This is a genomic window from Anaerohalosphaera lusitana (genome assembly GCF_002007645.1).
Taxonomy (GTDB): Bacteria; Planctomycetota; Phycisphaerae; order Sedimentisphaerales; family Anaerohalosphaeraceae; genus Anaerohalosphaera; species Anaerohalosphaera lusitana.
In genome coordinates, this window is the sequence record NZ_CP019791.1 from 16339 (window position 1) to 40078 (window position 23740).

A 23740-nucleotide genomic window follows, 5' to 3' on the forward strand; every position below is an offset into this window, starting at 1 on the left:
CATATTATCCTTATTAACTATCAGTTCGCAGCCAGCTCTATCAACCCAGGCACATCGAGTATCAGACTCACCTTTCCGTTGCCCATGATCGCGGCCCCGGAAATACCCCGCAGGTCGCCGAACGACTCACCGAGGCTCTTGATCACGATCTGCTGCTGATCGAGCAGTTCGTCTACAACCAGCCCGCCCTTTCGTCCGTCCTCTTCGACGACAACCAGTGCCGAATCCGTCAGCTCCGTCGTATCCGGCTCCACGTCGAACAGATCATACAGACGAACAACCGGCACAAGCTCGCCCTGCACAGTCGCCATCTCGCCGCGTCCGTAAACCGTCGAAAGCTGCTCTGTCGTCGGCCTGATGCAGCGTTCGATCGCAAGTATCGGCAGTATATATATCTGTTCGCCGATGCGTACGACCTGGCCGTCAATGATCGCCAGCGTCAGCGGCAGGCGGATCGTAAACTTCGTACCAACGCCCTTCTTCGATGATATATCGACCTTGCCTCGCAGCGATTCGATATTCTTTTTCACCACGTCCATGCCGACGCCCCGCCCCGACACCTCCGTGATCTTGTCCGCAGTACTCAGCCCCGCGTGGAAGATCAGCTTGTGTATCTCGTGGTCGGCCAGATCCTGGCTCGCCGATATAACGCCGTTCGCGATAGCCTTATTGCGTATCTTGTCCGCATCGAGTCCGCGTCCGTCATCTTCGATCTCGATAACGATATTGCCCGACTGATGGAACGCACGCAGTTCGAGCTTACCCACCGGATCCTTGCCCGCCTTACGCCTATCCTCCTCCGGCTCGATACCGTGGTCCATCGAATTGCGAACCATATGCACGAGCGGATCCGCGATCAGATCGACGACATTTCGGTCCAGCTCCGTATCCTCACCTTCCGTAACGAAATTGATCTTCTTGCCGCTCTTACGTGAAAGGTCGCGTACCAGCCGTGCCATCTTGCCGAACACACCCTGGATCGGAACCATACGCATGAGCATCGCAAGCTCCTGCAGTTCACGCACGATCTTACCCTGCTGATTGATCTTCGCTGAAAGTGCTATATCGCTTTCGCAATGCGTTTCCGCGTGCTGCGTTATCATCGACTGCGCGATCACCAGTTCGCCGGCCATATTGACAAGCTTGTCCAGCCGACCGGTACCGACCTTGATCTTCTCCTCGGTCTGTGTCTTAACTGTCTTGGCAGGCTGTGATTTGCCAGTACTTCCGGCAGACTTTTCAGCCGTTTCCGTTTTGGCTTTGTCCTCGCCCTTGGGCTTATCATCCGCTTTCGGTGCATCTGCCGCCGGGGTCTTTTCCGTATCAGGCTGCGGAGCCGTTTCAGCTTTTTCCGCTGTGGGCTCTGGTTTTTCAACTTTCGGTTTTGATTCCGATTTATCCCCCGCTTTACCGCCGTCTGGCTTCTGGCATGCCTCGATACGCTTAAGCAGCTCAGCAAGGCCAGCCTGTGAACCTATCGGGGTTCCGTTCTCCACACCCGCCTTCAGATCGCTGATCTGGTTCTTGAGCATATCGATCGCTTCGAAAACCACATCCATCTTTTCGTCAACCAGGACAAGCTCACCCTTGCGCCCCATGTCGAGCAGATTTTCCGATGTGTGAGCAAGCGAACCAATATCCTGCAAATTGAGAAACCCAGCCATACCTTTGACAGTGTGGAAGCTGCGGAAGATCGTATTTATCGAATCGGCATCCGTCGGATTACTTTCCAGCTCAAGTAAACCCGCCTCTGCGGACTCAATATGCTCCTGGGCCTCGGTAATGAAGTCCAGTATCAGCGGCGCGTCCTCTTCAGGTATCGTAAGACCCGCCGGCTCACCCTCAGATGCTGGTTCCGCATCAGCCTTGCTCTCTTCGCCGGCCTCGGTCTCTTCCGCAGCAGATACCTCCTCGATGTCCGCCTGAAGGTCGCCCAGGTCGAACTCGGGAAAACTGATATCCCCAAGCGCATCCAGCTTATCCGCAAGCGTGTTCTCAACGATCGCCTGCAGCGACACTACAGTATCCGCGATCACTTTGATGGTTTCATCGTCCGCGTCCTCGCCGTCAGCGATATACTTAGCATATTTTGCTGCCGAACTCGCCGCCGACGCTGCCTGCGACTGCAACTGTTCGGGCAGATCGGCAAGCTCGCTGATCTGTTGGGATATCTGATCGAATACGTCCAGCAGCCCCGCCAGATCCGACGGGTCGTCCACGCTAACCATATTAATGGTGGATGCTGCCTGATGCACAAGATTTACTAGTTTGCTGTTTTCTGTCATTTTAACACCTGCATTAAGAGATCGAGCACTGGTTCGTTAACGCTCATGTGAACTATCGGCCAACCCGCAGAGCCGATTTAGCTGCAAACAGGGAAATTGCGGATATAAGCTGCTGGACAGCGGCCTCCGGTCTGAAAAATCAACGAGATGACAAAAACCGCACTTATGGGGTTCAAAAGCGGGCTTCTTACCGTCATGATGGTGTGTAAACCTACAACTCATCAATAGTAATAATCACCTAAAACAGCACAGACCGACTCTTCGATTTTGAAGACACATTTTGACCGCTGAAAGGCCCTTTTTATGGGACATGATATGTTTATCCGACATACCGCCTCAATCGTGAACAGCGGGAAACTGCTGACGTATCTGGAATTGAAATGATTTGCCCGGACGAATTGTGCAAAAATGCGGCTTTTATTGCTCCGCTGATAAACAGATTCAACGTTTTTTTGACAAATGCCGATTGATATTACAGGACCTTTACGCAAATTAATGCCGATTGACACGGTCTGATAGTTTCTTTATACTCTCTGGCTAAACCAAGGCCGACCGGGCCAACTTCTTAAGCATATCCGGAGTTATCGGAACAAATGACGAAAACAGACAGTGAACATTCTAGAAACGGCGACACCGGTCTGGTGATATGGCTCACCGGCCTGTCAGGCAGCGGTAAGAGCACCCTGGCTGACAGACTGTATGAGGTATTGAACAAGAAGCTCCCCAGGGTCGAAAAACTGGACGGGGACGTCATACGTTCATATTTCCCCTCCACCGGATTCACCAAGGCAGCCAGGGACGAACATATAAAGCGGGTAGGATTTATCGCCTCCCTGCTGGAAAAGCACGGAGTCACAGTCATCGCCTCTTTCATCTCCCCCTACAGCGACACCAGAAAGCTGGTCAGGAATATGTGCGGCAATTTTCTTGAGGTCCACGTCAAGGCGTCTATCGAAGAATGTGAACGCAGGGACGTGAAGGGACTCTATAAGAAGGTCCGCGCAGGCGAGATCACCAATTTCACGGGCATCGACGACCCCTACGAGGAGCCGGTGAACCCGGAAGTCGTCGTAGATACGGAGAAGCTGACCGTGGAAGAAGCCGCGGAGAAGATTTTACAAGCTATCAGTTTAAGTTGTGAGGCAAAGTAGATGGATCATCTCGACCGTCTGGAAAGTACAAGCATACACATCCTTCGCGAGGCATACGCGAACTTCAAGAGCCTTTGCATGCTCTGGTCGATCGGTAAGGACAGCACGGTAATGCTCTGGCTGGCCAAGAAAGCGTTTCTCGGGCACGTCCCCATACCGCTGGTTCACATCGACACCAGCTACAAGATCCCGGAGATGATCGAGTATCGTGACCGGCTGACAAAAGAATGGAACCTGGACATGGTCTACGGCATGAACCATGAGGCCCTCAAGGCCAGTGAAACGTTCCCCGCAGGCAACACCGACAGACTGACCTGCTGCAAGATGCTCAAAAGCGAGGCCCTGCGAAACACGCTCAGCGGTCGCTGGCCCAGGCACAGGTTCAACCACAATCTCGGCAAGTACGAGATCGACAAGAACGCCGAGCCTTTCACCGGCGTGATCGTTGGCGTACGCTCGGACGAAGAAGGATCGCGTTCGAAGGAACGTTACTTCTCGCCGCGCGACAGGGAAAACGACTGGGACATCGCCGACCAGCCCCCCGAGCTCTGGAACCATTACAAGACAGACTTCGCGCCCGGCACCCATGTCCGCATACATCCCCTGCTCGACTGGACAGAGCTGAATATCTGGGAATACATCGAGCGTGAAAACATACCGACGGTTTCGCTGTATTACAATCAGGGCGACGGCAAGCGATACAGATCGCTCGGCTGCGCTCCCTGCACCAATCCCATCGAGTCCGAAGCTCGCAATGTATCCGAGGTCATCGAGGAACTGCGCAGCGGACAGCTATCAAACATCGCAGAACGCAGCGGACGTGCCCAGGACAGCGAAGATGGCGGCGGACTCGAAAGCCTCCGCCGCGACGGTTATATGTAATCGCGGACACTAACAGATGTACCGACAGACTTCGAGACTAGCCTTAACTTGACAGGAATGAGTGATCATGAAAACAGCGGAAGCTGAAAAACAGGTTGCAAGAGAACACATGAACATCGTCATCGCCGGGCATGTCGATCACGGCAAGAGCACGGTGATCGGACGAATGCTGGCTGACACCAATTCTCTGCCCCAGGGCAAGCTCGAACAGATCAAGGAGCGGTGCAGACGCAACTCCAAGCCTTTCGAATATGCATTCCTGCTGGACGCTCTCAAGGACGAGCAGTCGCAGGGCATCACCATCGACTCGGCAAGAGTGTTCTTCAGTTCAGCCAAGCGCGAATACATCATCATCGACGCGCCCGGCCATATCGAGTTCCTCAAGAACATGGTCACCGGTGCATCCCGCGCCGAAGCCGCCCTGCTCGTGATCGACGCCGAGGAGGGCGTACAGGAAAACAGCCGCCGGCACGGCTACATGCTCAGCATGCTCGGCATCAAGCAGGTCGTCGTAGTGGTCAACAAAATGGACCTGGTCGATTACAGCGAAGAAACCTACAAGAACGTAAAAGCCGAATACACGAAATTCCTCGCCGACATCGGGCTCGAAGCGATATTCGTCCCTGTAAGCGGCATGGCAGGCGATAACATCGTATCCCTCAGCGACAAAATGTCCTGGTACCAGGGCGCTACGGTGCTCGAAAGCATCGACGGATTCGAAAAAGAACCACCCGCCATCGACAAGCCCTTCCGCATGCCCGTACAGGACGTTTACAAATTCACCCAGGCAGGCGACAAACGGCGTCTCGTCGTCGGCACCATCGAGACCGGACAGGTCTCCGTAGGCGATGAACTGGTCTTCTACCCCTCGGGCAAAAAAAGCACCGTCAAAACCGTCGAGCGGTTCAACGTACCGCAAAAAGACACCGCAGCCGCGGGCGAAGCCATCGCACTCACGCTCGATCAGCAGATATACGTCTCGCGGGGCGAAGTCGCGGCCAGGACCAGCGAAACAAAGCCCGAAGTCACCAGCAGGCTCAGCGTCAACCTTTTCTGGATGGGTCGAAACCCAATGGTCAAGGGCAAACGCTACCTCATAAAGGTCGGCACCATGAAAGAAGAGGTCGAGCTCGAAGACGTCATCCGAGTCATGGACGGCTCCGACCTCGAAGCGAGCGAAACAAAAGACAAGGTCGAGCACCACGACGTCGCAGAATGCGTGCTCTCGACCAAACGCGCGATCGCCTTCGACCTGGCCGAAGAAATAGCTGCCACGGGCAGATTCGTCGTCGTAGACGATTACGAGATACGAGGGGGAGGCATAATTCGCGAGGGCCTGAAAGACGAACAGGTCTGGGTCCGCGACTACGTGATGCGCCGAAACTACAAGTGGGAGACCGGTGAAGTCTCACGCGACGACCGCGCCGAAAGATACAGCCAGCGATCCAGCCTGGTACTCATAACCGGTCAGCGAGGCGTCGGCAAAAAGCCCCTCGCAAAGGCACTCGAAGCCAGATTCTTCACCGAGGGCAGATTCGTCTATTTCCTCGGCATCGGAAACATCCTCTACGGCGTCGACGCGGACATCAAATCACAGGAAAGCGAAGGCAACGGCCAACGGCAGGAACACTTGCGAAGAATGGCCGAAGTCGCCAACGTCATGCTCGATGCTGGCATGATACTCGTCGTCACCGCAGTCGGCCTGACCAACGAGGACCTGGAAGTCATTCAAACCGCGGTCGATTCCAGGCAGATCAACGTAGTCTGGATGGGCGACGAACCGACCGACATCCCCTGCGATCTGGTACTGCCGCAAAACGGCGACCTCAGCGACGCAGGCGAAGCGATCAAAACCATGCTGCAGGACAAGGGCATTATCTACAGACCCTAACCGCAGCGAACGCAAATTGACATATCAATCAGGATGCGTATGAATTCAAATGCCGGAAAGCCCGAACTCAAGGGCAGGAAGCGGTCCGCACAGAGAAAAGCGACCGCAAAAAATGGGGGCTTCGACTGCAGAGCGGAACTCCTGAAGGGACTTAACCTTTTCAACCAGGGCAAACTCCCCGAAGCCGAAGCGTGCTACAAAAAGGTGCTCTCTGCCGACCCGCAGAACCACGAGGCCTATAACCTGCTCGGCCTGCTCGCAGAACGCTGCGGCCGACAGGATCTGGCCGTCCAGTTCTTCAACAAGGCCATCCAGCTCGCACCGCAGGTCGCGGGCTATTACCTCAACATGGGCAATCTCATGCACCGACTCGGCAAGCTCGACGAGGCCCTCGCCTGTCACACAAACGCCCTCAAGCTCGACCCCAAAAACGCAGAGGCACACAACAACCGCGGCATCGTCCTCTACGACCAGCAAAAGTACGACGAGGCCCGCCAATGTTACGCCGCCGCCCTCGCCCTCAACCCAAAGCACCCCCAGGCCCTCAACAACATGGGCAACACACTGCGTCAAAGCGGCGAACTCGACGAAGCAGTAGAATATTACGAAAAAGCACTCGCCCTCCAGCCCCGCTACGCAGACGCATACAACAACCTCGGCACCATCCACTACAAACAGATGCGCTACGATCAGGCCCTCGACTGCTACGACAAGGCCCTCGAGCTCAACCCCAACAACCCCGAGATATACAACAACCTCGGTACCTTCCTCCAGGACCAGGACAAACTCGACGAGGCCCTGGAAAATTGCAAAAAATCCCTCGCCATCAATCCCAACTACCCCGAAGCCTACGTAAGCCTCAGCAAAATATTCCACCTGCAAGGCAAGCAGGATGACTCGATCGCCGCTGCCGAAAAGTCAGTCGCTCTCGGTCAACACAAAGCTTGCTGCCATGCCCAGCTCGGCAAAATGCTCTACCTCAAAGATGAGCTTGACCGCGCAATAGAACGCTACGAAAAATGCATCGAACTTGAACCAGACGCTGCCCAGTACCACGTCGCCATGGGCAACATCATGCGCGCAAAAGGCCTGCCCCAAAGGGCTCTGGCATGCTACCAAAGCGCCTGCGAACTCAACGACCAGCACGGCGGCGCCGCTGCCGCCATCGGAGCGGTCTACCTCGAACAGGGCGACAAAGACAAGGCGATCACCCAATTCGAAAAAGCCATCACCATCGACCCCCTCTGCACCGAAGCATACGACAGCCTCGCAAGCATAAAAAAGTTCGACAAAGACGACGAACTGTTCACCTCACTCGAACAGCTCGCCGCAGACGTACTCCCCGCCAACAAAAAGATGTCCATACATTTCGCACTCGGCAAAATGTATCAGGGCGTCGAAGAATACGACCGGGCGTTTGAAAACTACCTCGAAGCAAACAGCTTGCGTAAAAAACAAAAGGGCCAGGAATTCAGCATCAAAGAATTCAAGTTCCAGGTCGACATGTTCACAAAACACTTCGACCGCAATTATTTCGAGACACGCAAACAATGGGGCCTCGATACCGAGATGCCAGTTTTCATCGTCGGCATGCCCCGCTCCGGCACATCTCTCACCGAACAGATCATCTCCAGCCATCCCCAGGCATTCGGCGCAGGCGAGCTGATCGACATAAAAATGATACGCCCGGCCTTGCTCAACCGTTGCAACGCGAAGAGCGTCGAACAGTTCCTGCAAAACCTAAAACCCGACGACATCGACTGGGCGGCAAACAAATACCTAAGCCGCATCATGGATTTATCCGGCGGCGAAGCCCCCCGCGTCATCGACAAAATGCCGCAAAACTTCAGCAACCTCTGGCTCATCGCCATGATGTTCCCCAACGCAAAGATCATCAACACACGAAGAAACCCCGCCGACACCTGCGTCTCCATCTTCACGCTCGACTTCGTCAAGGGCCACGGCTACAAAAACGACCTGCGAACCCTCGGCACCTACTACCACTACTACGACAAACTCATGCAGCACTGGAAAAAGGTCCTGCCCGTCCCCATCATGGAAGTGCACTACGAACAGCTCGTCGCCGACCAGGAACGCATCAGCCGCGACATCATAGACTTCTGCAACCTCGAATGGGACGACCGCTGCCTCGAGTTCCACAAAACCAAACGCCGCGTCATGACCGCAAGCGCAGGCCAGGTCCGTAAAAAGATGTACAGCACCTCCGTAGAACGCTGGCGCCGTTACGAAAAACACCTCACCCCCCTGCTCGAAGCGATCGAGAACGGATCCTGAACTTTGACCCCCATATATCTGACGAAAAAAAGAAAGGGCGGTTTGCCAATAACAGCAGCCGCCCTTTTGATTTTCTATTTAATGCCGTATCACTCGCAGATATCTTTCCAAGCCTGGTTAAGCTCATCCATGCACTCGATCACTTCCTCGACAAGCTTTGGATCGTTCTGAGCGTTCGCACGCGCCAGATGCCCGTGCATAAAAGAATATAGTTTGCGAAGATTCACAGCGATCTCCCCGCCCGCCTCCATGTTCAGCACGGCATTGAGCTCATTAATAATATCCTGAGCCTTGGTGATGTACTTGCCCTTCTCCTCGAAATTCTCAGCTTCCATTTCGCGAATGGCCAGCTTCATGAATTTGATCGCGCCGTCGTACAGCATCACGACCAGCTTGCTGCGACTCTGCGTCAGAACTGCTGTTTCCTGATATGCGCCTATACCGTTCATACTGATATTTCCTCTCTACCTGCAGTGGTGGTTTTGCTGTGGGTAGATGATATTCGATGTTGGTTCATCATTGTGATTAGCCAATGACGAAGCGTTTTCTTGCACCCAATTCTTTTAAGATCTGGACCACCGGCTGTTCGATCCGTGAACAGCCGGCGTCCAGGAAAATTCAATCCAATGCGGCATCCGTGCCCTTAGATCAAGTCGCTTACCTAAGCAGCGACATAGCCATCTGAGGCATACCGTTTGCCTGTGCCAGCATAGAAACACCGGCCTGAGCCAGTACCTGATTTCTGGTCATCTTTGCCATCTCAGTGGCAACGTCGACGTCAGAAATACGAGATTCCGCTGTCTTCAGGTTCTCGGACTGGATGTTAAGAACCGAATTCGTGCTCTCCAGACGGTTCATCTTGTAACCGAATGCCGCACGAGCCGTGTCCTTCTCCTTAATGGCTGAATCTATTGCTGTCAGAGCAGCAACCGCGCCATCTTCAGTACCGATGTGGATGCCGTCACCTGCTGCTGCTGTAAAGTCAGCCGTCGTCAGATCGTCGTCCGTTGTACCACCTGCTACTGTGAACCCTTCACTTGCAGCAACGTTCGCTTCTGTTGTGGCAGTCATCGTCATTGAGGAGGATGACAATGTTTCGGACTCGAGCTTCAGAGAGTAGTTTCCGCTGCCGTCATCTTCAGCCGAAGCCATCGTATAACCGGCTGCCGTGTTGACTGCAGATACTACGTCGTCAAGAGTGAAAGTAGCTGTCGTTGTGGTTGTGTTTGTAGGACCGGCGAATGTAGCCGTAACCGCGTCTTCACCGTCAAACTGAATGTTCAGAGTCATGCTTTCATTGGTACCACCTGTCAGGGTCAGGAACGACGTCGTATCGGTGTCAGTTACAGTGTGATCGGATTCTGCCTGATAACCGGCAGTTGCAATATCGATACCCAGGCCTGATTTTGTCATGTCGACCTTGTCAACATCGATCGTCTCCTCGGTACCGACATGAACACTGACGTTGCCCTCATCAGTATTGAGCATGGCTAGACCATTGAACGAGGTAGAACTCGCAATACGCTCGATCTCATTGGCCATTTCCTTGAACTCATTGTTCATGATAGCACGCTGCTCGTTCGAATAAGAACCTGTAGCAGCCTGCTCAGCGAGTTCCTTCATACGGATGAGGTTTTCATCCATTACCGCCATCGCACCTTCCATTGTCTGAAGCATGCTGATGCCGTCCTGTGCGTTTCGGCCTGCCTGATCGAGAACTGCGATATCTGCACGCATAAGTTCGCGAACCGCCATGCCCGCTGCGTCGTCCTTTGCACCGTTGATACGAAGACCTGAAGACAGTCTTTCAACAGACTGCGACAGATTGTCGTAACTCTGGCCCAGATGACGGGCAGCATTCGTCGCCATCAAATTGTTTTTAATTGCTAACATTTCCGTTACTCCTATTAAAAGAAACTAACACATTCCACCCCCAAACGTGAGGGGTTTTGATTTTCCGTCAATCCATTCCAAAGAACCATTCAGTAAGGGTCAGGGAGGACCGCCTACAAACAAATTGTCGAAGCGAAATCAGTCAACTTAAGAGCTTTTGCTGAAAAAAGATGTGCATATGTGTACGGCCGGCACGAGTCCCGATTTTTGATACTGGTAACCGCGAAATCGCCACCGATCGGCTTACACAATTTTAGGGATTTTTCCCCATGGCCCATATTTTTTTGTTCATCACAAAAAATGGACCCAACTAAATCAACATCCCCCGCCGCATAACTTCACCGACCGCCAACAATGGACCCGCATCAAAATAACCGTCGCGAAGCGACTCCATATTTCCAACGCCAACCGCTCCTCCCAACAAAAACAACCAGCACGCTCAACTCCCGCATCTAACAAAAAACGTCGCTCTTTTTTGTCACCCCGGCCTCCGAGCCGGGGTCCAGAGAACTCAGCGAGTACACATGCACGCATAAAACAGCATACAGCCTTCGCGTCTCGAAATACGAGCATGGCCAAAACGTGAGCATCAACCAATCTTGTCATCCGCCGCAGGCGGACCCAGAGAACACAACGCCAGTCAGCACCACCCGGCGGCTTTACGCAAAACACCCGCCAACCGCATGCAGCCCAAAACACTGTCTTCGCGAGGAGCGAAGCAACGTCCTGTCATCCCAAACTTGATTTGGGATCCAGAGAACACAACGCCAGTCAGCACCACCCGGCGACTTAACGCAAAACACCCGCCAACCGCATGCACCCCAAAACAATGTCATCGCGAGGAGCGAAGCAACGTCCTGTCATCCCAAACTTGATTTGGGATCCAGAGAACCCAACGCCAGTCAGCACCACCCGGCGACTTAACGCAAAACACCCGCCAACCGCATGCAGCCCAAAACACTGTCATCACGAGGAGCGAAGCGACGTCCTGTCATCCCAAACTTGATTTGGGATCCAGAGAACCCAACGCCAGTCAGCACCACCCGGCGACTTTACGCAAAACACCCGCCAACCGCATGCAGCCCAAAACACTGTCATCGCGAGGAGCGAAGCGAAGTCCTGTCATCCCAAACTTGATTTGGGATCCAGAGAACCCAACGCCAGTCAGCACCACCCGGCGGCTTTACGCAAAACACCCGCCAACCGCATGCAGCCCAAAACACTGTCATCGCGAGGAGCGAAGCAACGTCCTGTCATCCCAAACTTGATTTGGGATCCAGAGAACCCAACGCCAGTCAGCACCACCCGGCGGCTTTACGCAAAACACCCGCCAACCGCATGCAGCCCAAAACACTGTCATCGCGAGGAGCGAAGCGACGTGGCGATCTCAAACTCCACTATAAAGTTTGCTCACTCATAACAAACACCCCACACCGCTTTGTGGTCCCCAGCCGAATGTGCGCGCACAAATATCGCACAGGTCAAAAGTAAGGTAGTGAGAATGTGACAATATCAGGCTATGGGCGGAACGTCTGTGTTCTGACCTGCCGTCGAAGTGTCCTCGTCCCTGAGCAACGCGTCAAACACGGTGAACGCCGTCAAAATGCCCTTTACGCCCTTCTCATCCGCAACAGGAAGTGCGCGAATAGAGTGCTTGAGCATCGTATCCATAGCAGATGCAAGAGGAGCGTCCGGCCTTATCGTACGCACAGGCCGGCTCATGAACCACTTGATCTTTATCTGCAGCGTCGCGGTATCCTGCTCACGGCGATACTTGGCGAACACATTGTTGAGATACGGGCTCAAGGCCGCCCGGATGTCGGACTTCGACACAATGCCCCCCAGCGAATCCTCCGCACCTACCAGCACATACGCAGCGTTGTTCTGCTGCATGCTGGCAAGCACCTTCTCTACAGTTTCATCCTGCGTTGCCCATACGACATCCGTCCGCATTGCATCCGCAACAGGCGTATTGTTCAGCATCGCAATGTCGCCTGTTGATACACCGGATGTCGTCCTGGTCAGCCTGCGAATCTCCTGAGAGATCGGCCCGCCGTCTTTTTGAGTTTTCTCTTCATCAGGCTGCTCAGTCTGAATCTGCTCATCCTCAGCTTCGACCTGCTCCGCGTTTTCCGCTGCAGCAGGTTCCGGCTTTAACTCTTCTTCAGGCTGTTCGGGTTCAGGCGAATCTGACGCTTCCACCGCTTTTTGTTCGGCTGCTGCTTCATCTGTTTTGACCGTCTGCTTTTCTGCTTCAGGATCTTCCTTCTCCTCAGCACTTGCCCCGTTATCAGCACTGTCAGCAGCGATTTGCCCATCCGCCGGTTCAGTTTTTGCTTGCGGCTTTTCCTCTGTTTTCGCTTCAGGCTCATCCTGTGTTTCGACTGCTTGCTCCGTCTCGGGCTCTGCCTGTTTCTCTTCGAACAGAGACACCGGCAGGACCGCTGCGCACTTGACCGGCTCATACTCGTCCAGCGTCATTTCATAGCCCACAGCTACAACCTGCTCATCAGCAGCGAGCGATATCTTCTCCTCCGACTTCATAAAAGGCTTGCCGATGAATGTTCCGGACTGAAGAAAATGCTCGTGACCTTCCATCTCTTCTCTGAAGAAACGGTCCCACGCACCTACCAGCAGATTGCCCACTTCGCCCAGAGCGTCAGCGTGCTCTTTCGCATCGTCTTCTGTGCCGGCCTTGCGGTTCTTGTCTATGATGTTGTCCGGCAGCATCACAAAAACACCCGCCAGGGTGAACAATGCATCCTGATCGAGCATTATGTGAAAATTGCCGTCTAAAGCACCCGAACTCTTCACCGAATAGACGCAGGTAAGCCGCTTAAATTCCTTTTTAAGACTTTTGAATGCGCACGTCTCTATCTCCAGTTCACAACCGCTTGCCTGGATGCCGAACATCGAGGCGATATCGTCGCAAAAAGCGTCGAAGGCACCAATGGTTACCTCGACCGCTGAGTTCTGCAGATCTGTAAGTGCTTCAGCCATTCAATTCAGCTTTCCTTGCTTCTGTACAACAGCATCAATTCTGCCGGGCATTCGTCTATGCAAACGACCTTCTTGATTTGCACAGCACTGTCGCCCAGGCTCGACGAGAGCTCCTTGCCGCTTACGACACAGGGAATGGAAACGTCGAGATTGCTCAGGCCGTTTTCCAGCAGCCTGGCCTTGACGCTTCCCATTACCATATTGGCTATCTCGCCCATGGCGTCGCGTATATCCTCTTCTGCCAGGCCGTCTTCCGGCTCCATACCCAACATCGTCGCGGCGATCAGCGTTGCGTCATCTTTGCCGCAGCAGATGGACATACAGCCTTCCAGCTCGCCCTTGAAAGTGATCGAGCCCAATAACGCATCGCCCTCTACACAATCCACTTCCGGGTTATCATCAACCGTCATAAATATCATCGTCTCGAAGACTTCTTTCGCCGCGTCGACGAGCACTTCCAAGTAGCATGTTTCCGCTATCATGTCTGTTCCTCTCAGGAATGGATTCTTCAGTTATTGTCACATCAGCGGCGACAGCGCCTTCTGAATGCTCTCGGGTGTGAACGGCTTGGTAACATAACCGTTGGCACCGTCTGCCATAACGCTCTCGATCAGATCGTCCGAGCTCTCAGTGGAGATCATGACGATCTTTGTGTCATTACAGGAATCCATTTCCCGAACCTTCTTTACAAGTTCCAGCCCGCCCATGCCCGGCATGTTGATATCGCAAAGCATAATGTCTGCCGGCTGTGCATTGAGTTTTTCCAGTGCTTCGTTGCCGTCGCCCGCTTCTTCGAAATTGTCGATGTCAAGACCCGCCATACGAAGTGTCCGCAGGATGATCTTACGCATTGTTGCAGAGTCATCTACCAGTAAAAGTGACTTAGCCATGATTAAGCTCCAAAATTCGTGACTTCTTATATAGATTTTCAAACGTCACGAACACCATCGACACCTCAGAAACCGAACTTTAGGATGTTTGCAGCGGCAGCATTAATATTTGTAGAAGATTCCAGCTTTCCAGCGGCTATCATCGCCTTTGCCCGCTGTATCCGGTCGGCACTGTTTCGCTCGATTTTGGGTAATTTCCCCAGCGTGTCCTTTATGCGGCTGTCAAAAACTGCGTCCTTATCCTGTTTCGCTGAGTCCGTCTGTTTACGCTGATTTGCTGCAGCGTCAACGTTTTTGATACTGGCAGCGGCGTTTTGTGTGTTTTCTATTCGCATAGTTTATACTTATGGCTCATTATATATACAGGTTCAGTTTGTCATCGCCAAAGGATGCTTCTTGTCCGCTTTCATTATCGAACTGCTGTCCGTTTTTTGCCCGTTCTGGGGAATTTTCCCCAACCGAAGCTGACCCGTCCGCCGATGTATCGGACCGTCCCTCGGCATCCGTCTGTCCCTGCTGCGATGCGAAGTCCTGTGATGTGTCCGCATTGGTGCTGTCCTGGGTCGACTGCTCGGTAACGACTACCTCGACCTTCTTGACCGCAAGACCCGACTGCTGCAGCGAACGCACGATCTCGGTCATGTTATGTGCGATCTCGTCACGTGTCGCCAGCTTTTCAGCCTGTATGAATCCTGTTATCTCGCCGTTTTCCTGCGCGAACTGGATGTTCACCCTTCCCAGTTCCGGCGGGTTGAGCATCAGCGACACCGAATCCTGTCCGTTCTGTACCGCTATCGCCATAGCCTGCGCGGTCTGCGTGGCCGGTGCGGCATTCGCTGAAAATAACTGGCTCGCACTCATCTGTGCAGCCCCCTGTGCCTGCGACGCCCCATTCGTCTGTACTGCCGACTGCGCCTGCGCAGATACGTTCTGGAAATCCGTCGCGGTGCGGATAGGATCGTTCGATGCCTGCCTGCTAACTGAGGACCTGACGCTGAATTCGGCCCCAGCCTTCGCTTGCGACTGAGCCTGGCCCTGCGTTTCGTTCTGATTCAGCGTGCCGGTCTCATTCTTCATTTTGAAACTGGAAGACCTGCCCGTTCTGTTCGCTATATTCTCCCGCTGCATTTCAGCAGCAGGCGGATCATTCGTGACCGTTACCTTATTTACCTTGCCCCCCTTTTCAGAACCGCCGGCCTCGACTGCCAACCCATTTGCTTTCTGTTTACCCTGACCATTGCCTGCCTTTTCACCATCAACCAGCCCGCCGACACCCTTGTTTGCCGCTGCATCCTGACCGCCCTCACCACCTTTGCCTTTTGTCGCATTATTTGCAGCATTTGCGAGTGCTTCCTGCGCCTGCAGCGCAGCTTTTTCCATTGCCTTTTCAGGACCGGTTGTTGCTGGTTTGCCGCCCTGCTGCCCGGGCACAATATTTGGACTGTTGCTGTCCTCAACTGTCGCACCTCTCTCGGCAAAAGTTCCAGCCAGTTGACCTTGCTCAACGGCGGAGCCCCGCTCTGAAAATGTGCCGGATTTCTGGGTTCCGTCTGTCGTTATCTGAGCGGCCTGATTATTTTGCGACATATTTTGGCCGGAAATTTTCGTCCCGTTTTGACCCACTTTTGTGCCGTTTTGTTCGACTTTTACCCCGTTTTGCTTAGTTTTGTCCGCTTCCGTAGAGCCGGTTTTTGCGAATTGTTGGGCATAGAAATGGACCGCAATTGCCGCTTTCTGTTGATCTTCAGCACTGTTTTCACCCTTGCCTGAGCCCTCAGATTCGCCCTTTTCCGTCTTGTCAGGCTCGGCAGATTCGCTGCTCTCCCGTCCCTGCTGCGATTCCTGCGCAGACTGCGATTCTTCTAACTGCTTGTTATAAACGGAGTTAAAGTCCTCACGCGACGACCCCGACGTCCGGCCGGAACTGTCGGCCCATGAATCCTGTGTCCGATTGGTATCTCGCATAGCTGCCGGATCATTTTTCGGCGCCGACTGCGGGATCGGTATGCTGTTGTTAAGATTATTGACGCCTGCAGCGCTCATAATACGTTCTCCAGCTCAAAAAAGCTTAAAAATTGGCTTGCTACGTTCGTACTGCATATAGAGCAAAATTCATGCCTGCAAAGCATCAGCAAACACAGCTTCAGTCGATAAAACTATACCCTGCAACGACTTACAGAAATATCACCTGTTGCCGCAGATTTTCAGTTATTCAAAGCCATGCCCCGAAATTAGGCAGATTTTTCCGTTTCTGTGCATACTTTTCAAGTTTTGCACATATATCTGCCTATCATCAGGTGACCGCAATGGTGTTTGAAATGTGTCGCCCTGTTCAAAAAACAGACGCATATGCGAACAGCAAGGCCATTTTTGAACGCAATAACCGGCTTTTTGACCCCATGAGCGTACCTGGGAGCTGTTAAATACAGATATCGAACTTCTGGCACAGGTCTTGCACATTACAGAGCACGTAAAAGAACCTTGTCATATGATCAAGCATTTACACGATTAAACATATTACGGGATTAACCATGTCAGACAATCTGATCAGCTTTTTAGAATCGGGTATTCGTGCTGAGAGCCTGCGTCAGAGGGCCATTTCCAGCAACATGGCCAATCTGAACACGGCCGGCTACCGCAGGCACGAGGTCAAATTCGAGGAAGAGCTCGCCAAGGCCATGCAAGCGGGCAAGGATCCCAAAAACGTCGAAGCGGAAGTTTTTCAGCCAAAAACAGCGCCTTTGAACAAAATGGGTAACGATGTGAACCTGGCCTCGGAGGTCGGTGATATGGTAAAGAATTCATTGCGCCACAAGGCGTTTATCAGGCTGCTCAAGGGCAGATACAACAGATACGAGCAGGCGATAAAGACTCCGTAAGAGTCAGAGATAGAAGGAGTTAGCGATTATGCCAGTAGAAAAGATGTTTGACAGTCTCGACATTGCTGTATCGGGTATCAAGGCCCAGGACCGCAGCATCAAATCGATATTTTCAAACGTTGCGAATTCGCGGACGGTGGATGCGGGTTCGGGCAAGCCTTATCGCAGGGTCGAAGCGATACTCAAGGCCCAGGCAGACGGGCTAAGCGGCGTGGAAGTGTCCGAGATGGCTGAGGACATGAGCGATTTTACGGAAATTCTCGCGCCGGGCCATCCCAATGCCGATGCGAAGGGCTTTCTGTCGATGCCGAACGTGAATCTGCCGGTTGAAATTATGAATCTGGGGCTTGCAAGCCGGGCATACCAGGCGAATGCGGCAGTTTTGAAGAGATACCAGGATATGGTGAACACCAGCCTGGAACTATTGAGATAAAAAACTTTAAGAGGTACGCAGGATGATAAACTTCAATCCTAATATAAGTCAGATACAGCAGACCAACAGGATCAACCAGCCGAACGGCCCGACCAAGACCGGCGAAGGCAGTGACAAGTTCCAGAACACTGTCAAGCAGTACACCGACAAGGTCAACGAGCTGCAGAACAATGCGGATGACAACGTCAAGGATCTGCTGGCGGGCAAGACCGAGGATGTAAATTCGGTAGTTGCAGATGTCGCCAAGGCGGATATGAGCTTCAAGGCGCTGGTTGGGGTGAGAAACAAGATCATCGAGGCATACAAGGAAACGATGCGAATGCAGATATGATGGTCCGTGTTTGAAGTTGTATCAGTCACTCCCTATTAATAAGGAATGTAAACCACCATGAATTTCGTTCAGAACATAGCAGCAGCATGGCAGAGAGTCGGGCTTGTGCAGAAAGCCCTGCTTATCGCTATTGCTGTGGCGTGCGTGATAGGCGGGACGGTTCTGACGAAATGGGCGAGCAAGCCGGACATGCGGCTGCTTTACAGCGATCTGACGCCGGATGTGGCGGGGAAGATAACGGACAAGCTCAGCGAGAAAGCGATACCTTATGAGCTTAGAGGCGGCGGAACGAGTGTTTATGTTCCGAGGAAGCATGTATATCAGATGCGGGTTGATCTGGCGAAGGACGGTCTGCCGGGCAACGAGTCGCAGGGTTACAAGCTATTCGATAACGAAGGTATCGGCGTAAGTCCGTTCGTGCAGAACATCAACAAGACACGGGCATTACAGGATGAGCTGGCGAGATCCATATCGCTGTTTGACGGCGTTACGAATGCAAGGATCCACCTAGTTCGGCCGGAAGGAAACGTTTTCAATTCGGGTGAAGAAGATTCCAGTGCAAGCGTGGTATTGAGGCTCAAGCCTGGCTATCGCGTGGGGCAGACAACGGTAGCGAGCATTACGCACATGGTTGCGGGAGCGGTTGAGAGTCTGAAGGCTGAGAATGTCACGGTGGTCGACAGCCAGGGTCAGTTGCTTTCGAGCAGGCATGACGAGGGTCTTGCAGGCGGACCGAGCACGTTCATGGATTACAAGGACAGGGTCGAGCAAACGCTTTCACGAAAAGCTGAGGACATGCTGATGGCGGCACTTGGGCCGGGGCGTGCATCGGTGAAGGTTTCCGCTGTGATCGATATGGAAAGCGAAGACGTTCAGACCGTCACTTATCAGAAAGGCGTACCGACCAAAGAGGAGATCAACACTACTTCCAAAACTACTAACAACGATGGTGAACAGGCCAGCGGCGGGGACAACGAATCCGAAGAGCAGATACTTACAGAATATCAGCTTCCGGAGACAACGACACGCAAGACGAAGATCGGCGGGCAGATAGTATCGCTGAGCGTTGCCGCGGTGGTGGATCTGAGTGCACCCGAGCCTGAGCCGACAGCTACGGAGGGCGAAGAAGGCGGGGAGGGTACGACCAATACAACCAGCACGACATCCAGTCAGCCGATCATGGCGGTCGAAGATGTCAAGCAGTTAATCATTACGGCACTTGGTAAGGATCTGCTGACTGAGGAAAACCTGAGCGTTGTCAGTACGAAATTCAACAGACCTCAACTGCCAGTCGAAGAAGAGGCCGATGTGCCTTTCTGGGAACCATATATCGGTTTGATACGCAATGCTTCGCTGGGGATAATGGCGGTTTGTGCATTGGGCGTGTTGAAGATCATGGGCGGCGGGAAGGCGAAAGCCCCGGTCGCAGCATCGGGCGGGGAGGCGAATCTGAGCGGCGGCGAACAGGCGAGCAGCACAAATATGCTGCCGGCCGGCGAGGTTCGGGCACAGATAGCACATGCGCTGCAGAGCGATCCCGATCAGGTTAGAGAATTGTTCAACAGTTGGCTGCAGGAAAAGGGTTGATAAGTGGCAAACGTAAACGGCGTGAGAAAAATTGCTATGCTTCTGCTCGGCCTGGATGCGGTGACCGCTACCGAGCTGATGAAGGGCCTGAATCCGGAAGAGGTTCAGGAGATAGCGATGGAGCTTGCGCAGTTGGATGCATCTGATCAGCGTGACCCAAAGGAAGAGGCGCGTATCGCAAGAGAATTCCACGGTGTTCTGCAGAAGAAGGTGGCGCAGCGATTCAACGTAAAGAAATTTCTCAACGAAGCACTTGTCAACATCCTGGGGAGCGGCAAGGCTGAAGAGGTGCGCAACCAGGTAATGGCGGTCACACAGCGGAAGGATCCATTCATCAATATACGTTCGGCGACAACGGACGAACTTGTGCTTGCGCTGGAGGGGCAGCACCCGCAGACCACAGCGGCTGTGCTGGGTGAGCTGGCGCCGAATAAATGCCAGGAAGTGCTGTCCCATCTGGACGAGCAGACAAGAAGGCAGACGGTGCGGCGGATGGCGACGCTGGATCAGATGACGATGGACATGAAGCATCGGATCGCGGGGATGGTCAACGAACGGCTGAACAAGTTCAAGGGTGAAGTGCTGCCTGAAGGACGCGAGCAGACGCTGCGGCGGCTGGCGGTGGTACTGAGTGGTCTGGATCATAAGCTGCGCGATGAGCTGGTGGGTGAGATCAACAAGGAAGACGAAGAGTCTTGCACTATGGTCAAGAACCTTATGGTAACGTGGGAGGATATTCCCTCGATCGCGGACCGGTCGCTGCAGGAATGTCTGCGGAACGTGGATGTGGGGAAGATGGCGGTTGCGTTGTTCGAGGCGGACGAGGACATCGCACAGAAGATACGCGCGAATATGTCCGGTCGAGCGGTTTCGATGCTGGACGAAGAAATATCGCTGATGCAGGAGCCGATGGAGCAGGAAGTTATAGAGGCGAGGGACGAGGTCGTTCAGCCTCTGCGGGAAGCGAACGAAGAAGGCACACTCCGGAAGGAGAAGTAATATATGCCTGAGCCCATCACATTGAATCTCAAAGTGCCGGTGGCTTCTGTCGAGCTGGCGAATCCTGGTGAGGACGGACAGGATGACGCCCTGGGAGATCCTTCAGAGATAAAAGCCAGGCTTGCGGAAATTGAAAACATCAAGGCCGAGCTGACGGCGGAAAAACAGCAGATCGGGCAGGCACTGGCGGCGATCGAGAAAAGCGGCAGTGAGCTCGAGCAGTTCTATCAGCAGAGTATGAACGAATATCCCGCGCAGGTGGTTGGGCTTGGGGTGGAAATCGCAAGGCGGATACTGGCTGGGAAGATCGAGGCGGGTGAATATGATATCGAAGCTATCATCGAGCGGGCGGTTGACGCCGCTCCGGTGAAGGAGGATATAACGATAAGGCTGAACGGCAAGGACATCGAGACGCTGACGGCTAATGGGGCCGAGAATGTCGGACGGCTCAAGGGCGTAAAGCTTGTTGCGGACGATTCGATAGGCAGAGCCGAGTGCGTGGTAGATACGCCGAGGGGGATCGTTGATTATTTTGTGGAAGATCAGTTAAAGCGAATCGTTGATATAATTCTCAATACGGCTTCAGATGAATGAAATGCAAAGCAAACTGTTCGATATCGGCCGGGTAAGTGCAGCGCTGGATAAGGTCGAGACGCTGCCTACCAAGGGTCAGATCGTGCGCGTATCGGGTACGATAGTCGAAAGCAAAGGGCCGAACGTGGGCCTGGGTGAGCTTTGCGGGATCCATCTTGATGACGGCAATCGGGTGCTGGCGGAGGTAATCGGTTTTCGCGAGAGCAAGCTGGTGCTGCTGCCGCTGGATGAGATAAACGGGATTCGGCCGGGCAATATAGTAACGGGCAGAGCGAAGCAGAGGAACCTGAAGGTCGGGCCTTCGATTTTGGGCCGGGTTCTGGACGGGCTGGGAAGGCCGATTGACGGCAAGGGACCTTTGACGGGGTCCGATGAACGGACGGTAGAGAATGCAGGCGTTTGCCCGTTAAGCAGGAAAAAAATTAGCGAGCCGTTGTCGCTTGGGATACGTTCGATAGACGGGATGATAACATGCGGCAAGGGTCAGCGCGTCGGCATATTCGCGGGAAGCGGTGTCGGTAAGAGCGTGCTGATGGGTGAGATCGCAAAATCCAGCGAGGCGGACGTGAACGTTGTCGCGCTGGTGGGTGAGCGTGGAAGGGAAGTGCGGGAGTTTCTGGAAGAAAACCTTGGGCCGGAAGGTCTGGCGAGGAGTGTGGTGGTTGTTGCGACGTCGGATTCGGCGGCGGTACAGCGTGTGCGGGCGGGGTTCGTTGCGGCGACTATCGCGGAGTATTTTCGTGACCAGGGCATGGACGTGCTGTTCATGATGGATTCGCTGACGAGGCTCGCGCAGGCGCAGCGGGAGATCGGGCTGTCGGCAGGTGAGCCGCCCGCGACGAAGGGATATTGTCCGAGTGTATTCAAGCTTCTGCCGAAACTGATCGAGAGGCTGGGGTGCGGGAGCAAGGGTTCGATCACGGGTATGCTTACGGTACTGACGGAGGGGGACGATATGAACGATCCGGTGGCGGACAGTGCGCGGTCGCTGCTGGACGGGCACATGGTGCTGACGCGAAAGCTGGCGGAAAAGGGACATTATCCAGCGATAGATATTTTGGCCAGTGTGAGCAGGCTGATGACGACGGTTGCGAGTGATGAGCATGTCGCGGCGGCGAGGAAGCTGAAAGAAATTTACGCGACGTATGCAGACGCTGAGGATCTGATCAATATTGGTGCGTTTCAGCCGGGCAGCAACATGAGGATCGATGCGGCGGTTGCGCTGATAGAGGATGTGCGGGACTTTTTGATACAGCATGTCAATCAGAGGACGGGTTTCGGCAAGACCGTTGCGCGGCTGGTGGAGATCGCGAATGCGTGGGATCAGATGATCGCGCAGGACGGTCAGACGGTCGCGGCGGGCAGTGAGGCGAACAGCGGGCAGATGAGGTGATGCGATGGCGCGGTTCGTCTGGCGGCTGGATAAGGTTTTGAATGCCAAGGGAAAACTGGAACAAGCGAAAGAAGCGGAGATACATGCGGTTGCGGCGGAGATCGTGAGAGTCGATCGGCAGATCGGGAGTATCCGTTCGAAGCTGCGGGTGATGGGAGGCAAGCTCGGTGAGCTGGGGGGCGCGGAGCGGTTGCAGAAACAGCAGATGTATTTGAGCCATGCTCAGTACAGCGAGCAGGAGATAACGCAGCTCGGTCATAAACGCGGCGAGCTGGAGAAGATTCGGCAGGAGAAGACGGCTGAGCTGGCGGAGATACGGAGGTCGATAAAGGTGCTGGAAAAGCTGAGGGAGAAAGCGAAGCAGGAATGGACGGAGGAGCAGGAGAAGATCGAGCAGAAGGAAACTGACGATCTGAACAATACGAGAAGTGCGAGAAGGCTGGCCGGCGAGGCGGTCTGAGTTTGATATTTGTTAGTCCGGTTCATTGGAGATGATCCATGGGAATCAAAAATATAATCATAATGTCGGTGATCGGCCTGGTTAGTTTTGCGGGTGCGTTCGGGTTCGGGCTGTTGACGCGAGAGAAGAAGGCTCCGGAGCAGAGTCAGAACCAGGATGGGCAGGTGCAGGGCGCTGGTGCTGGGGCGATGGACGGAACTACGCCGGGGGACGGCGAGAGCGGTGAGACGATCGCGCTGGCGAAGAACAAGATCAAGGAGATCGAGCGGAACCTGGAGGCGGAGAATCCGCAGCGGACGATGACCGAGCAGCAGCTAAAGACGCTGATATATGATGTGCGGAGTCGGCTGGATGATTTCAAGCAGCGTGAGGAGCGGATCGCTAAGAAGGAAGAGCGGCTGGCGGTGACACAGCAGGAATTGCAGAAGAATATCAAGGAGCTGAGCGATCTGCGGGTCAAGCTTGCGGGGGCGGTAACGTCGCTGCAGCAGGAGAGGCAGGCGCTGGAGCAGACGATTATCAAGGTGGAAGCGCTGGAGTCGCAGAATGTGAAGAAGACGGCGGCGGTTTACGACAAGATGAAGAGTGATCAGGCGGCGGAAGTGCTTTCGAATATGGCTGAGAATAATCAGTTGGAATACGCGGTTAAGATTCTTTACTACATGACCGAAAGAACCTGTGCGAATGCATTGGGTGAGATCAGCCGGGACGAACCGTCAATGGCGGCTGTGATGAGTGATAAACTGCGTTTAATCAAAGAAGAATAGGGATCGCAAT

21 protein-coding genes are annotated in these 23740 nt (G+C 53.8%); 13 read left to right on the forward strand and 8 right to left on the reverse strand.

The features are described from left to right. Positions 1–20: 20 nt before the first annotated feature. Positions 21–2285, reverse strand: a complete 2265-nt coding sequence (locus STSP2_RS00080; protein WP_146658687.1) for a chemotaxis protein CheA — start codon at positions 2283–2285, stop codon at positions 21–23. A 593-nt stretch (positions 2286–2878) separates the two neighbouring features. On the opposite strand from STSP2_RS00080, the gene cysC reads away from it, so the two are divergent. From cysC to STSP2_RS00100, 4 genes are all read left to right on the forward strand, one after another. Continuing rightward, on the forward strand, positions 2879–3436 hold the full coding sequence (gene cysC / locus STSP2_RS00085) for an adenylyl-sulfate kinase (protein WP_146658689.1): 558 nt from the start codon (positions 2879–2881) through the stop codon (positions 3434–3436). Continuing rightward, positions 3437–4318, forward strand: a complete 882-nt coding sequence (gene cysD, locus STSP2_RS00090; protein ID WP_146658691.1) for a sulfate adenylyltransferase subunit CysD — start codon at positions 3437–3439, stop codon at positions 4316–4318. A 67-nt stretch (positions 4319–4385) separates the two neighbouring features. Further along, a complete protein-coding gene (locus STSP2_RS00095) occupies positions 4386–6209 on the forward strand; it encodes a GTP-binding protein (RefSeq protein WP_146658693.1) in 1824 nt (607 codons plus the stop codon). A 39-nt stretch (positions 6210–6248) separates the two neighbouring features. After that, positions 6249–8504 carry a tetratricopeptide repeat-containing sulfotransferase family protein gene (locus STSP2_RS00100; RefSeq protein ID WP_169852869.1) on the forward strand — a complete coding sequence of 752 codons (2256 nt, stop codon included), beginning with the start codon at positions 6249–6251 and terminating at the stop codon, positions 8502–8504. A gap of 89 nt (positions 8505–8593) precedes the next feature. On the opposite strand, the gene fliS is transcribed toward STSP2_RS00100, so the two are convergent. The 7 genes from fliS to STSP2_RS00135 all read right to left on the reverse strand — a co-directional run bounded on the left by fliS (position 8594) and on the right by STSP2_RS00135 (position 16330). After that, complete coding sequence (gene fliS, locus STSP2_RS00105) at positions 8594–8953, reverse strand: flagellar export chaperone FliS (RefSeq protein ID WP_146658696.1); 360 nt, start codon at positions 8951–8953, stop codon at positions 8594–8596. A gap of 208 nt (positions 8954–9161) precedes the next feature. Next, positions 9162–10397, reverse strand: a complete 1236-nt coding sequence (locus STSP2_RS00110) for a flagellin N-terminal helical domain-containing protein (RefSeq protein WP_146658698.1) — start codon at positions 10395–10397, stop codon at positions 9162–9164. Positions 10398–11909: 1512 nt separating this feature from the next. Beyond that, complete coding sequence (locus tag STSP2_RS00115) at positions 11910–13397, reverse strand: CBS domain-containing protein (protein ID WP_146658700.1); 1488 nt, start codon at positions 13395–13397, stop codon at positions 11910–11912. Positions 13398–13402: 5 nt separating this feature from the next. After that, positions 13403–13879 (reverse strand): chemotaxis protein CheX, encoded by a 477-nt coding sequence (locus STSP2_RS00120; protein ID WP_146658702.1) that lies wholly within the window; start codon positions 13877–13879, stop codon positions 13403–13405. A gap of 36 nt (positions 13880–13915) precedes the next feature. After that, on the reverse strand, positions 13916–14287 hold the full coding sequence (locus STSP2_RS00125) for a response regulator (protein WP_146658704.1): 372 nt from the start codon (positions 14285–14287) through the stop codon (positions 13916–13918). 65 nt (positions 14288–14352) lie between these two features. After that, positions 14353–14622 carry a hypothetical protein gene (locus tag STSP2_RS00130; RefSeq protein ID WP_146658706.1) on the reverse strand — a complete coding sequence of 90 codons (270 nt, stop codon included), beginning with the start codon at positions 14620–14622 and terminating at the stop codon, positions 14353–14355. 19 nt (positions 14623–14641) lie between these two features. Next, a complete protein-coding gene (locus STSP2_RS00135; RefSeq protein WP_146658708.1) occupies positions 14642–16330 on the reverse strand; it encodes a flagellar hook-length control protein FliK in 1689 nt (562 codons plus the stop codon). Positions 16331–16818: 488 nt separating this feature from the next. Here STSP2_RS00135 and STSP2_RS00140 point away from each other — a divergent pair, with 488 nt between their 5' ends. Genes STSP2_RS00140 through STSP2_RS00180 form a run of 9 tightly spaced genes read left to right on the forward strand, consistent with a single transcriptional unit; the run spans position 16819 to position 23730 of the window. Then, positions 16819–17166, forward strand: a complete 348-nt coding sequence (locus tag STSP2_RS00140) for a flagellar basal body rod protein FlgB (protein ID WP_146658710.1) — start codon at positions 16819–16821, stop codon at positions 17164–17166. Between the two features lie 28 nt (positions 17167–17194). Further along, the gene (locus tag STSP2_RS00145; RefSeq protein ID WP_146658712.1) at positions 17195–17599 is read left to right on the forward strand and encodes a flagellar basal body rod protein FlgC; all 405 of its coding nucleotides are present in this window, start codon (positions 17195–17197) and stop codon (positions 17597–17599) included. 22 nt (positions 17600–17621) lie between these two features. Then, positions 17622–17930: a flagellar hook-basal body complex protein FliE gene (gene fliE, locus STSP2_RS00150; protein WP_146658714.1), complete on the forward strand. Its 309-nt coding sequence runs from the start codon at positions 17622–17624 to the stop codon at positions 17928–17930. Between the two features lie 57 nt (positions 17931–17987). Continuing rightward, positions 17988–19517: a flagellar basal-body MS-ring/collar protein FliF gene (gene fliF / locus STSP2_RS00155; RefSeq protein WP_146658716.1), complete on the forward strand. Its 1530-nt coding sequence runs from the start codon at positions 17988–17990 to the stop codon at positions 19515–19517. Positions 19518–19520: 3 nt separating this feature from the next. Then, positions 19521–20516 (forward strand): FliG C-terminal domain-containing protein, encoded by a 996-nt coding sequence (locus tag STSP2_RS00160; protein ID WP_146658718.1) that lies wholly within the window; start codon positions 19521–19523, stop codon positions 20514–20516. Positions 20517–20519: 3 nt separating this feature from the next. Then, positions 20520–21110 carry a FliH/SctL family protein gene (locus STSP2_RS00165; RefSeq protein ID WP_146658720.1) on the forward strand — a complete coding sequence of 197 codons (591 nt, stop codon included), beginning with the start codon at positions 20520–20522 and terminating at the stop codon, positions 21108–21110. 1 nt (position 21111) lies between these two features. Continuing rightward, positions 21112–22503: a FliI/YscN family ATPase gene (locus tag STSP2_RS00170; protein ID WP_146658722.1), complete on the forward strand. Its 1392-nt coding sequence runs from the start codon at positions 21112–21114 to the stop codon at positions 22501–22503. Between the two features lie 4 nt (positions 22504–22507). Further along, positions 22508–22963, forward strand: a complete 456-nt coding sequence (locus STSP2_RS00175; protein WP_146658724.1) for a hypothetical protein — start codon at positions 22508–22510, stop codon at positions 22961–22963. Between the two features lie 38 nt (positions 22964–23001). Beyond that, on the forward strand, positions 23002–23730 hold the full coding sequence (locus STSP2_RS00180) for a MotE family protein (protein ID WP_146658726.1): 729 nt from the start codon (positions 23002–23004) through the stop codon (positions 23728–23730). The last annotated feature ends 10 nt before the right edge of the window (positions 23731–23740 follow it).